9 protein-coding genes are annotated in these 12,115 nt (G+C 38.9%); 5 read left to right on the forward strand and 4 right to left on the reverse strand.

The window, feature by feature from the left end; all coding sequences use genetic code 11:
• Positions 1-14: 14 nt before the first annotated feature.
• On the reverse strand, positions 15-1,052 hold the full coding sequence (locus QT16_RS09075) for an AI-2E family transporter (RefSeq protein ID WP_024595420.1): 1,038 nt from the start codon (positions 1,050-1,052) through the stop codon (positions 15-17).
• 170 nt (positions 1,053-1,222) lie between these two features.
• On the opposite strand from QT16_RS09075, the gene QT16_RS09080 reads away from it, so the two are divergent.
• Both QT16_RS09080 and QT16_RS09085 read left to right on the forward strand, forming a co-directional pair.
• On the forward strand, positions 1,223-2,113 hold the full coding sequence (locus tag QT16_RS09080; protein ID WP_039488113.1) for a TIGR01777 family oxidoreductase: 891 nt from the start codon (positions 1,223-1,225) through the stop codon (positions 2,111-2,113).
• A 155-nt stretch (positions 2,114-2,268) separates the two neighbouring features.
• Positions 2,269-3,432, forward strand: a complete 1,164-nt coding sequence (locus QT16_RS09085) for a GGDEF domain-containing protein (protein ID WP_024595422.1) — start codon at positions 2,269-2,271, stop codon at positions 3,430-3,432.
• Positions 3,433-3,566: 134 nt separating this feature from the next.
• Here QT16_RS09085 and QT16_RS09090 read toward each other — a convergent pair whose 3' ends face one another.
• Both QT16_RS09090 and QT16_RS09095 read right to left on the reverse strand, forming a co-directional pair.
• The gene (locus tag QT16_RS09090) at positions 3,567-6,119 is read right to left on the reverse strand and encodes a glycoside hydrolase family 3 protein (protein WP_039488114.1); all 2,553 of its coding nucleotides are present in this window, start codon (positions 6,117-6,119) and stop codon (positions 3,567-3,569) included.
• Complete coding sequence (locus tag QT16_RS09095) at positions 6,119-7,393, reverse strand: sugar MFS transporter (protein WP_002959789.1); 1,275 nt, start codon at positions 7,391-7,393, stop codon at positions 6,119-6,121. Before QT16_RS09095 ends, QT16_RS09090 begins: the two co-directional genes overlap by 1 nt.
• Before the next feature lie 268 nt (positions 7,394-7,661).
• On the opposite strand from QT16_RS09095, the gene QT16_RS09100 reads away from it, so the two are divergent.
• Genes QT16_RS09100 through QT16_RS09110 form a run of 3 tightly spaced genes read left to right on the forward strand, consistent with a single transcriptional unit; the run spans position 7,662 to position 11,387 of the window.
• Positions 7,662-8,990 (forward strand): GH1 family beta-glucosidase, encoded by a 1,329-nt coding sequence (locus tag QT16_RS09100; RefSeq protein ID WP_039488117.1) that lies wholly within the window; start codon positions 7,662-7,664, stop codon positions 8,988-8,990.
• 46 nt (positions 8,991-9,036) lie between these two features.
• Entirely contained in the window at positions 9,037-10,359 is a 1,323-nt protein-coding gene (locus tag QT16_RS09105) for a glycoside-pentoside-hexuronide (GPH):cation symporter (protein ID WP_039488118.1), read from the forward strand.
• Positions 10,360-10,382: 23 nt separating this feature from the next.
• Complete coding sequence (locus QT16_RS09110; protein WP_039488120.1) at positions 10,383-11,387, forward strand: LacI family DNA-binding transcriptional regulator; 1,005 nt, start codon at positions 10,383-10,385, stop codon at positions 11,385-11,387.
• Between the two features lie 58 nt (positions 11,388-11,445).
• On the opposite strand, the gene QT16_RS09115 is transcribed toward QT16_RS09110, so the two are convergent.
• A partial coding sequence (locus QT16_RS09115; RefSeq protein ID WP_039486429.1) for an IS4 family transposase occupies positions 11,446-12,115 on the reverse strand: 670 nt, incomplete at its 5' end.

Below are 12,115 nucleotides of genomic sequence, written 5' to 3' on the forward strand. Positions count from 1 at the left end.
GATGGTTATAGATGTTAGTTGTTTTTAGTAACGTCTTCACCACTGCCCAGTAAAGTGGCAACCCACTTGCCTTCTGCACTGGCTTCTAGGGCTATTTTTACAATCATCGTTAATGGTACAGATAAAAGCATACCCACAGTACCTAATAACCAGCCCCAAAATATTAATGATAAAAACACCACTAACGTTGAAAGACCCAGCCCTTTGCCCAAAAATTTAGGCTCTACAATATTACCCATTACCGTATTTATTGTTAAATATCCTGCAGCAACAAGTCCTGCCACTAATGGGCCTTGAGTAATAAGGGCAAGTAATACAGCTGGTACAGCCGCAATAATTGAACCTATATTTGGAATGTAATTGAACATAAATGCCAAAACGCCCCAAAGCACAAAGTAGTCAACGTCTAAAATCCATAAATAAAACGCAGCAATAATACCCGTCCCTAAACTTACTAGCGTTTTAATTGCCAAGTATGAATTAATAGATTCTAAAAAGCGGTCAATTTGCTTCATTTTACTATCAGGGTCTTCAAGTGCCATATGTATTTTCTTGCTCAGCATTGGCCCTTCAAACAGCATAAAAACAACCGTTAAAATAATTAAAAACATGTTTGCCATTACGCCACCTAATCCTGTGAGCATATTAGTGGCCACATCAACCATTTTGCCAGGGTCGAACATATTAATTAACTGATCTTTATTGATCAGTATGTTGTATTGAGATGCTAAATCGACCAGCCATACAAACTCTTCTTTTAGTTGTGTTTTATACTCAGGAAGTTGCTGCGAAAAATCGTTGATAGATTGCCCCACAAGCCCACCAAGACTTACCCCCAAGCCAACTATAATCAGCACGACTAACATAACAGCAATGCCTTTAGGAATTTTGTAGCGCGCAAAAAACTTGATAAGCGGGTTACAAATAATGGCAATAAATGCCGCCAAAATAAACGGAATAATAATTACACTCGCGGCTTTTATTCCAGCGAGGACCACTACCAAGGAAGCAAAAACTATTAAGCTTTTATTTACTCCAGTTAAACTTGCCAATTTATTAATCCTTTTATTAACTATATCGCCCCAGTGTAAGGCAAAAGGTAATTAAATGAAATAATTACGAAGTGATCATAAAAGCCTGTTTTACGTATAAATTTGCAAAGCTGTTTGCTGGCGAGTATGTTTTTTAATCACTTGCTTCTATTTTATTGTAAGGATGAATAATGCATATATTTATAACTGGCGCGACGGGATTAATTGGTAAGCACTTATGCCCTTTTTTACTTCATCATAATACTGTTACTGTACTTAGCCGCAATCCAACTAAAGCAAACGTATTATTAGGCCACAAAGTTAAAGCCGTAAGTGACATTAGTGATGTTGACTTTAACACTGTTGATATCGTTATTAATCTCGCTGGCGAGCCGATTGTAAATAAACGCTGGAGCGACAAACAAAAGCAAATAATACGAAACAGTCGTATTGATATTACACAGCAAATTAGTGAAGCTATTAAAGCCTGTAGTATACCCCCGCATACTTTTATATCTGGCAGTGCAATTGGTTTTTATGGTCGACAAAATAGTAATCCTATTGATGAAACTTTTGAACGCCCACACGATGAATTTAGCCACCAGCTTTGTAAAGACTGGGAAAATGCAGCACTACTCGCCCAATCAGAACAAACCAGAGTATGTCTTTTGCGAACGGGTATTGTTTTAGCTAAAAAAGGAGGTGCACTTGGAAAAATGTTGCCTGCTTTTAAATTATGCTTGGGTGGCCCGATTGGTAATGGCGAGCAAGGCATGTCGTGGATACACATCGACGATATGATTCAGCTAATACTCTTTATTATTAAACACCCAGAAATATCAGGCCCTGTTAACGCAACAGCACCCAACCCTGTAAGCAATGCTCAATTTAGTAAAAGCTTAGGCGAGGCGCTCTCTCGACCTGCATTTATCACTATGCCAACCCCAGTACTTAAACTATTAATGGGTGAAATGTCAGACTTACTAACAACGGGGCAATTTGTAGTCCCTAAAAAGGCACTCGTTAACAATTATCGTTTTCATCATCCTGATATAAAATCGGCTTTAGAGAGCTTGGTTTAGCGGGCGTTAATATTCGTTCAGTTAAAATCCCTATCAAATTAGATATATGGGTAAATTACTACTTTTTACCCATATTGACCTTTAAACATTAATACATAATAATCAGCACGTTTTCCACGCCAACCACGCCTATCTTTAATAAAAGAGAATCTTAAATGCTACACCTGCCTACTGTGATCAGTCTCTCTTTTATTCTTAACGTATTAATAGGCTTGTTTTTTTTATCCGTACATAACTTTAAAAAACAAACATCATTTTTATTATTTGGCCTAGCGTGCATTACCTTTGCATTTGCCGAGTTACTTGCCTGTTTAAAGTTAGTAATAGACGCGCCTTTTATTACTCACTATTTGGCTGATATTTTTATATTACTAAGTCCATTGTTAATTATTATTGGGTTAAATAAATATAAGCACAGTAAGGCACTAAACTTAAAACCTCTGTATTGTCTCCTTGGATTAACGGGGGTTGCTTTATTACCCATATATTCAGACCCTGCAGGGCAAATGCTGACAAGCTTAATTATTTCGGTTTTATACCTATATTCCGCATATATTATTAAGCAGATGAACTTTGTAGCCACTTTGCAAAAAAAAGCGCTGATAGTTTGTTTTTCAATTCATAGTATTTTAATGCTTATACAAACAACACTGTTGGCAATATCTATTTTTAGTATTAATTCGCCAAACTACATAGAGCCACTGCAACTTATCTTAAGTAGTCATTTAATTTTGGCCACTTGTAGCGCACTAATATTGCCATACCTGCTGGCTTCTAATACAGAGCATACACTTTCAAGCCTTGCTAACACCGATACTTTAAGCCAATTACTTAATCGCCGTGGCTTTTTTACAAAAAGTAAAGAAGCACTAAGTGATCCTAAAAATATAGACAAAAATGTGTCTGTTATTTTGCTCGATATAGATTTTTTTAAACGTGTAAACGATCAGTTTGGTCACGAAGCGGGCGACCACGCAATTAAGTGGATATCTCACTTTATTAAAGAGCAATTTTTAAATGTAGGTATTAGTGCCAGAATTGGCGGAGAAGAATTTGCCATTTTACTACCTGATTACACCCTTAGTGCAGCAAAAAGTGATGCTGAGCTATTAAGAAAGAATATAAGCACTCAAGCTTTTTATCATGAAAATCAGCATATAAAACTTTCCGTAAGCGCTGGGGTAAGTAATGCAATTAATGGGAATGCAACTATAAAAGAGCTGCTCGCTTATGCTGATAAACGCCTTTACTTAGCTAAAGAAACAGGCCGAGACAAAGTAGTAACCTTTGATGAAAAAAACTTACTCACTAAAAGTTAATTGCTTTTAAGTGACTTATAAGCGCATTAAAAACAACTATATTTAAAATACCATATTTTATCTAGCTAACATCTATCCATAAAAAAAGCCCTTCATTAGAAGGGCTTTGGTATACACACAATAGAGTTAATAAACTACTTACAAGACAGCGTAGCCTCGTCCGCTTTATTTGGTACAAACTGAATATTAGCTACAGAAATTGATGCTTTACCATTGCTGTGTAAGCTAAACGGGCTTGTTAGGTTTGCAAAATTAACACCCTTATCAGCAAAACAACCTAAATCAATTGATACTGACTGCCATTTATTTTCAATAGTTTTATCCACGACGCTTGCTAAATCAATGCTTGCACCACACTCACCAGAACAAGTCATGGCAAGGGCTACATCGCTCGTTAGTGCTTCGTTTAATTTAAGATCAAAGCTAATCACACTGTTTGCTTCAACGTAGGCAATGGTATCTTCTGCAAAGCTTGTTACTATTTCAGCACTGGCTTTTTCTGCACCACTGAAGTGAAATTGGCGCGCGTCTTCTTGTACTGTTTTGTCCTCAGTACGGTATTTAATTGCACCAAATTCATGCGTACTACTCGATACATCTAAAAGCTCATCGCCCGATTTTAACAATAAGCGCCATGGTGCTACAGGTGCACCAACAAGTATATCCATACTCGTAAGCCCTGAGTTATCAAGTTTAGAGTCTTCATCAAGGTCGTCAGCTAGCACATTTTTATCGCCATACGTTAAACCAAAACCATAAGGAAGTAATGGATCGTAATTTTCATCGCCTTTATTAACCGCAGTTTGTACCGCCGATTTAGGCCAAGAAAACGATAGCTTACCTTTAAAGTTATTTTGGATGGTGCCGTCTGCCGCTTTTAATAACACATCAGCAATACCCGCACCTTCTGTACCTGGTAACCAAGCAGCCACAAACGCATCAGATGCGTTAAGTTCGCTGTTCACCCACATAGGTCGACCTGAAATAAACACAGATACAACAGGAATGCCTTGCTCTTTTAGCGAGCTTAAAAGTGCTAATGACTTTTTATTTCCGCGCTCAAATTCAAGGTTATCTTTATCGCCGTGCCCTTCTGCGTAAGGTTCTTCACCAAATACAACAATGGCAACATCAGGACGTTGTTCAAACGTACCATCAGCACTTAAAGTAACACTTCCACCTGCTGCAGATATTTGCTCTTTAAGCCCTTTGTAAATTGACGTTGCTCCTGGGAAATCTGCATTTTTGTTATTGGTTCCCTGCCACGTAATACTCCAACCACCCGACTGTTTACCTATGTTATCGGCACCATCACCTGCAACAAGCACGCGTTGATTAGCTGCGATAGGTAATAGGTTATTTTTATTTTTAAGTAATACAAGCGATTCGCGCACAGCTTGGCGTGCTACTTCGCGATGCGCTTGCGCGCCAATAAGCTCTGTTTTTCCAGAGTAAAGACGCTTAGCCGGACTTGGTTTATCAAATAACCCAGCGCGTAACTTTACGCGTAAAATACGTGCAACCGCATCATCAATGCGGCTCATACTTATTTTACCTGCATTTACTTGTGCAATTGTATTTTCATATAGCGGCTTCCACGCGCCTGTTGGCACCATAAAAATATCAAGGCCAGCATTTACCGCTTCTGGGCAGCTTTCGTTAGTACAGCCTTTAATTTGCCCATGGCCGTTCCAATCTCCCACTACAAAACCATCAAAACCCATACGTGTTTTTAATACATCTGTAAGTAAGTATTTATTGCCGTGATTTTTAACGCCATTCCAGCTATTAAAAGACGCCATAACAGATTGACTACCCGCCGACAAACCACCTACGTAACCTTGAGCATGAATATCAAATAGCGATTGCTCGCTGTCTATATTATTTCCCTGATCATCCCCATCAACAGTGCCGCCATCGCCAATAAAATGCTTAACCGTGCTAATAACGCGCTTATCACTTAAAAAGTCGCCATCGGCTTTACCTTGCAATCCATTTACAATCGCTGCTGAGTAATCGTGAACAATTTTTGGATCCTCAGAGTAGCCTTCGTACGTTCTGCCCCATCGGTCGTCTCGTACTACTGCTACAGTGGGTGCAAATACCCAATCTATCCCCGTAGCCATTACTTCTACTGCCGTAATAGACGCTATTTGCTCTATTAAATCTGGGTTATTAGCTGCGCCTAAACCAATATTATGTGGAAAAAGTGTCGCGCCAATTACGTTATTATGACCATGTACTGCATCGGTGCCCCACATAGTTGGAATTTTACTGCCATCAACTGAGTCATCAATAGACGCTTGATACATTTTTTCTGCAAGTGCAACCCAATCCTCTGGCGTTGCATGCTTATCGCCATTAGGGAAAGCACCACCGCCATTAAGGTAAGAGCCAAAACCATATTTGCGCATGTCTTCAACGGTAATATCACGAATTTCTGGTTGAATCATTTGCGCTACTTTTTGCTCAAGCGTCATATTTTCTAAAAACGTGACAATTTGAGCTTCAATAGCTGGGTCTTTTTTCACTGCAATTGAAAGCTTTGGCCAAATTTTCTCAAGCTCTGATTGCGCTTCAACATTTACTTTTTCAACATTGCTTTCGTTAGTACATCCGCTTAGTGCAGTAACACTTCCTACTAACGTTGCAATTGCTAATGCATTAAGTTTAAAAGTCGTTTTCATTATGATGGCTCCTTCACTAATACTGGTTTGCTGCCTCGTAGGCCGTAAAAAACAATAAATATGTAACATAAAATAGGTAAAACATACGAAAGTTGAACACCCACACTATCAGCAAGCGCACCTTGTAAAAGTGGCACTATTGCACCACCTACAATCGCCAAACACAAAATACCAGAGCCTTGAGCGGTATGCTTACCAAGTCCATTTAACGCTAAACTAAAAATAGTTGGGAACATAATAGAATTGAATAAACCAACCAATAGTATTGACCACATTGCTAATTGACCCGACGTGCTCATGGCAATAATGACTAAAATAATAGCCATGGTTGCGTTAAAGCCAAGTACTTTACCTGCGGGTAGTTTTTGCATTACAGCAGCACCAATAAAACGCCCAACCATAGCACCACCAAAATAATAAGTGATGTAATGAGCTGCAACATTCTCTTTTAGCCCTGCTATATTTTCTTGTGCTAAAAAGCTTACTAAAAAGCTACCAATTGCCACTTCGGCGCCTACATACATAAATATACCCACAGCACCTAATACAAGATGGCGATACTGCCAAGCACTGCCTTCAATTGCCTCTGATTTTTCGGCTTCTGCTTTTTGCTCGCTCATAATGTCTGGTAATTTAAGCCAAGCAAAAATACCGGCTAGTAAAATAAGCATTGCAGCTAAAAGGAGGTAAGGAAGTTGAACTGACTCTGCATTTTGAGCCGGTGTTAAAAAAGCTTCTGACGCTGAGTCTAGAATTAACAGAGCACCAAATGATGGCGCAACAGTGGTACCTAATGCATTAAAAGCTTGGGTAAGCGTAAGTCGAGACGACGCAGTTTTTGGTGAGCCCAACAAACTTACGTAAGGATTAGCAGATACTTGCAATAACGTTATGCCGCTGGCAAGTACAAATAAAGCGAATAAAAATACAGGGTAACTATGTAAAGACGCTGCTGGGTAAAATAATATACACCCGACTGCTGCAATTAATAATCCAATCACGATGCCTTTTTTATATCCCACCTTTTTAACTATATAACCACTTGGAAGTGACATTAAAAAGTAAGCGCCAAAAAAGCAAAACTGAACCAACATGGCTTGTACATACGTTAAGTTAAATACGGCTTTTAAGTGTGGGATTAAAATATCATTTAAGCAGGTTATAAATCCCCACATAAAAAACAATGTTGTTAAAGAAGTTAATGCAAAACTGTAATTTTTATCCTGATAGTTTTGCGACTGTGTGTGTGTTGTCACTGGTGCTGAACTTGCCATGTGTTCTCCGTATTTTATTATTATAAATCTATTCTTAAGCTGCTCTGTTTTAGTTTTCAGCTGTCTTTAAACCATCCAGAAGCATTAAAGAGTTGACCTAAGAATTAATAAACACTAACCTTAAATGTAAGCGCTTTCATATGCAATTAAATACGAACAAGCTGTATATTTCAACACTTTTTATTTTTTGTACCACGCATACAGCATTAATTAAGCAAAAACACAGAGCTGATTTCTCTGTAAATGACTAACAAAAGGTTTGTTATTAATGACAAAATTATCATTACCACCCCATTCACCGCTTTTATCTAAAAACTTTGTATACGGTGTGGCCACAGCTTCTTTTCAAATAGAAGGCGGATCACAAGATCGTCTCCCATGTATTTGGGACACTTTTTGCGATACGCCCAATAAAATAGTCGATAGCTCAGACGGTCATACCGCCTGCGATCACTATAACCTTTGGCGTGATGATATAGACCTTATTGAGTCACTTGGCGTAGATGCTTACAGGCTTTCTATTTCGTGGCCGCGCGTGATGACCCAAGACGCAAAGTTAAATCCTGTAGGCGTGAAGTTTTATACTGATATTTTAGATGAGCTAAAACGTCGCAATATTAAAGCCTTTGTTACTTTGTACCACTGGGATTTACCGCAACACCTTGAAGATGAAGGCGGTTGGCTTAACAGACAAACAGCTTACGCTTTTGAACATTACGTAAATTTAATTACTAAAGCCTTTGGCGATCGCGTTCACTCTTATGCCACATTGAATGAACCATTTTGTAGTGCGTTTTTAGGTTACGAAATTGGTATTCATGCCCCAGGTAAAGTGGGTAAAGAATATGGCCGTAAAGCAGCGCACCATTTATTATTAGCCCACGGACTCGCTATGAGCGTATTAAAGCAAAACTCGCCTAATACATTAAATGGCATAGTGCTTAACTTTACGCCGTGTTATAGCCTTACTCAAAGTGATGAAGACTTAAAAGCCACTGCATTTGCAGACGACTACCTTAATCAGTGGTATATCAAACCAATAATTGATGCCCAATATCCTGATATAATTAATCAATTACCATTAAACCATCAGCCTGATATTCTTGAGGGCGATATGGAACTAATTTCTCAATCTATTGATTACTTAGGTATTAATTTTTATACCCGCCAAGTTTATAAAGCGCACCCTACTGACATTTATGAGCCTATTGCACCTACGGGCCCGCTAACTGATATGGGGTGGGAAATTTACCCGCAATCGTTCACTGACTTGCTCGTATCGCTTAATAAAACATACACCTTACCGCCTATTTATATAACCGAAAATGGTGCAGCAATGCCCGATACGTATAATAATGGTGAAGTTAACGACTTAGACCGTTTAAGTTATTATAATACTCATTTAAACGCGGTTCATAATGCAATTGAACAAGGTGTTGTTATACATGGCTACTTTGCTTGGAGCCTAATGGATAACTTTGAATGGGCAGAAGGCTATTTAAAACGTTTTGGTATTGTGTATGTAGATTATAAAACCCAGCAACGCACTATTAAAAACAGTGGCTTAGCTTATAAAGAACTCATCTCTAAAAGATAAGAGCATACCCATAACTAAAAACAAGTATAAAGCGGGATAAATAATCATGGTCAGTGTAAAAGAAAAAATAGCGTATGGCTTAGGCGACACCGCCAGTAATATTATTTTTCAAACAGTTATGATGTTTTTAATGCTGTACTACACAGACGTAGTGGGTTTATCACCCGCTGTTGTCGGTACTATGTTTTTAGCAGTACGTATTTTTGATGCCGTAACCGACCCATTAATGGGCAACCTTGCTGACAAAACACATACGCGCTGGGGGCACTTTCGCCCCTACCTACTTTGGCTTTCACTTCCTTTTGCCATTATTAGTATTTTAGCGTTTACTACGCCTGATTTAGAAGGCACCGATAAAATAATTTACGCCTTTACTACTTACACACTACTTATGGTGGCTTACACCGCTATCAATATTCCTTATTGTGCACTGGGCGGTGTACTTACAGCAGATGTAAAAGAGCGCGTGACTATTCAGTCTTACCGGTTTGTATTTGGTATGTTAGGCGGCGTAATAGTAGCGGGTTGTACTATGCCAATGGTTGAGTACTTTGGCCAAGGCGATGCAGCTAAGGGCTATCAATACACCATGACTGCAATGAGCATTTTAGGCTTTGTACTGTTTTTACTTTGTTTTTTAGGCACAAAAGAGCGTATACAACAGCCAAAAGAGCAAAACATTCCTTTTGCCCAAAGTATTAAAGCATTAATTAAAAACGATCAATGGCGAACACTTTGCTTAGCTGCGTTTTTTTTACTTACCGGTCAAGTATTAAGGCTTACGCTTGCTGTTTACTACGTAAAATACTATTTAGGTCGAGACGATTTAATCACCTTATTTATGACACTAGGCGTTGCAGCAAGCATGCTAGGGTGTGCTTTAGCTCAACCGCTTGCAAAGCGCTTTTGTAAAATAAAAGCCTATATAAGCTTACAAGTTATTGCTGCCGCTATTTGTGGTTTTAGTTACTTTATTAGTAAAGATCAATTAGTACTCGCATTTACTGCCTTTATTTTATGGAAATTCTTTTTAGATATGGCAACCCCGTTGTTGTGGGCAAAAATGGCCGACACCATAGATTATGGGCATGAAAAAACAGGTGTACGCATTACGGGTTTAGTTTATTCAGGCGTCATATTTTTTATTAAAATGGGCGTGGCGGTAGGCGGCGCAATTGCAGGCTGGTTGTTATCTTTTTACAGCTATCAAGCCGATGTAGTACAAACACTTGATACTCAACACGGTATTTTACTGTCATTCACTGTCTTACCTGCTTTTGGATCTTTATTTGTTGCCTACATAATGAAAAAATATACACTGACTAATCAGGTTGTTGAAAATATTCAATCTAAACTAACAACTAGTTAAGGATAAGCGAGTGAACAAATAACATGGCAACAATTTATCAAGTCTCAGAGCTTGCGGGCGTATCGTTAGCCACCGTTTCTCGCGTGATGAACAAAAATACCCGTGTAAGCGATAAAACCAAACAAAAAGTGCTTGATGCCATGGAGCAGCTTGGCTACAAGCCTAACTCAATAGCGCAATCTTTAGCCTCTAACTGTACTAACAGTGTCGGTATTTTAGTGTCTGAGTTACATGGTCCTTTCTTTGCCCAAATGATGGCAGGCATTGAGTCGGAGCTTCGAGCTGCGGGTAAACACGTTATTATTACCACCGGGCACAGTGAAGAAGACAAAGAACAAGAAGGCATTGAGTTTTTAATTAGCAGACGCTGCGATGCTATTATTTTGCACGTAGAAGCCGTTTCTGACGACTACCTAATAAAATTAAGTAAAGGCTCTACGCCTGTTTATTTAATGAGCCGTTATGTAGAGCAACTAAAAGATAACTGTATCAGTTTAGATAATCAATTAGGTGGTTACCTAGCCACTAAATCGATATTAAATCAAGGCCATACACAAATAGCGTACATTGCAGGTCCGCAGTTTAAAGCCGATGCTTTTAACCGCTTAGAGGGTCATAAACAAGCACTCACAGAGGCTGATATTAAATTTGATCCTGCGCTTTATTATATTGGGGACTTTAACGAAACCGGTGGTAGTAAAGGCTTAAAACATTTTATTGATGAAAAGCTCAGTTTTACTGCACTAGTGTGCGCCAATGACGAAATGGCTTCCGGTGCTATGAAATATGCTCGAGAGCACGGTTATAATTTACCAAACGATTTATCGATTGTTGGATTTGATAACGTTATTTTTGCAAACTACCTGTACCCTACACTCACGACGATTGATAATCCGATCGGAAAAATGGGCGAAATGGCTGCTAAATTAGTGCTTAAAGATGTTTATCAAAATAAAAACCTTGTTATAAATCGCTTTTTTGAACCTACTTTAATGCAGCGCGATTCATCTGCACCACTTATCAAATAAAGACTAAAAGCGAATACTAATTTTGCTACAAAAAAAGCGGCTAAATGCCTAATGCCAGTCAGTTAAGCTGACTGGCATCTTTCTTTTTATGGGGATACTTAGATGGTTTTGGCTTAACCCATCGGGGATATCTTCTATCCTCTCGTCTAGCTGGAAGCTTAAATAAGACCAGTGTATCGAGTAAGTGCTGCCAGTGTATTGGAATGTTCCCTGGGCTCATTATAGATACTGACGAGAAATACTGAATGACAGCCATCGAACTGCTAGAGAAACTAAGCTGGTTAGGCCATATCCCTGTGACTGTCGCCGCCATCGTCATTATTCTTCGTATTAAATTATAGGCGAGTAACACGGCCCATAGCTCCTGACGCACCATGTCTGGACGCTTACTTCTTAAATGGTATGCGCTATCAAGCATGGTTTGTTTGATTTCTCTAAACCCAAGTTCTATCTCCCAACGATGACAATATAATTCAACAATTTCATTACCTGGATAACGCAATCTATCCGTCATCGAGGTTAATATACGGTAGCTTTTGCCCTTTATTGTTTTGCTGATTAATCTCGCTTTAATTGTTTCAGGAACATCGGGAAAGTTTTTTTGTGCATGCTTTGTGGTTTTCAATTCAATGATATGGTCATTTTTACCTGCGCTGGAGATGATTTCATACTGTAAGTCGGGCCTTGCTGGTATCAGCCAGTGCCTCATCTCCCCAGTTTGATGCCAA

The sequence above is a fragment of the Pseudoalteromonas distincta genome (assembly GCF_000814675.1).
GTDB lineage: Bacteria > Pseudomonadota > Gammaproteobacteria > Enterobacterales > Alteromonadaceae > Pseudoalteromonas > Pseudoalteromonas distincta.